This is a genomic window from Arthrobacter sp. STN4 (assembly GCF_024539665.1).
Lineage (GTDB): Bacteria > Actinomycetota > Actinomycetes > Actinomycetales > Micrococcaceae > Specibacter.
The window spans coordinates 1-835 of sequence record NZ_JAKZGX010000082.1 but is presented as its reverse complement, the minus strand read 5'-3'; the positions used below and the strand labels follow the sequence as shown (position 1 = coordinate 835).

1 pseudogene is annotated in these 835 nt (G+C 71.5%); it reads left to right on the top strand.

The features are described 5' to 3' along the window. Positions 1-835, top strand: a pseudogene (locus MMF96_RS19420) (hypothetical protein); the annotation flags it as partial.

Sequence of the window (835 nt, the reverse complement as noted above, 5' to 3'; positions counted from 1 at the left end):
AATCATGGCCACCATCGGCCACGCCACCCACCCCGGCCCCCACAAAGACATCAACACCATCCACCCCGACACCAACCACACCGGAACCACAGACAGCGCGAACACCAAGAACCCCGATGAGGACAGCACCGACACCAGCCCCGGCACCGGCAATGGCAACACCGGCCTGGACGGTACCGGTCTCGGTGCCGGGGAGCTGCCGGGCCAAACCACCCTGCTCGAACTACTCCACGCCACCCCCGGCACACCAGCCACCCCCGGCACACCAGCCACCACCGGCGGCCCGCACGGCCCCGGCCCCGACATGACCGCCCCGGACACGGCAGGCCCGGCCGGCACCATCCCGGGCATGCCGGTCCCGGGCGTGGCAGGCCTTGGCGGCTCCAATGCCCGGGGTACCGGTGCTGGAGGTTCCTGGCCCCCGGACCAGGGCCCCGCCCCGGCCTGGGCCCAACCACCTACCACCGCTCACACCACCAGCAATAACGGCACCACCACGCCCGCCACCGGCGATCAAATATCCAGCGGCCACGACGGTGGCCGCAGCGGTGCCCTGGAAGACGGCCGCGCCCTCGAAGACGGCCGCGCCCTGGATGATGGCGGTGCTACGCCAGGCGGCGGGGACGGCGCGGCGGTGTTTTGGGCAACCCCCGGCATCGACCCCACCGACACCGTCCAGGAACCACCCTGGCCCCGGGACATCAACGGCATCATGGTCCCCGAACCCGGCACCGATCACGAGCTCCCCGGCCTGGACCCCATCGACCCGAACTGCACCAACCCCGCCCTGCAAGACACCCGCACCCGCCCCCAACGACTCCTCGACGCCCTCATC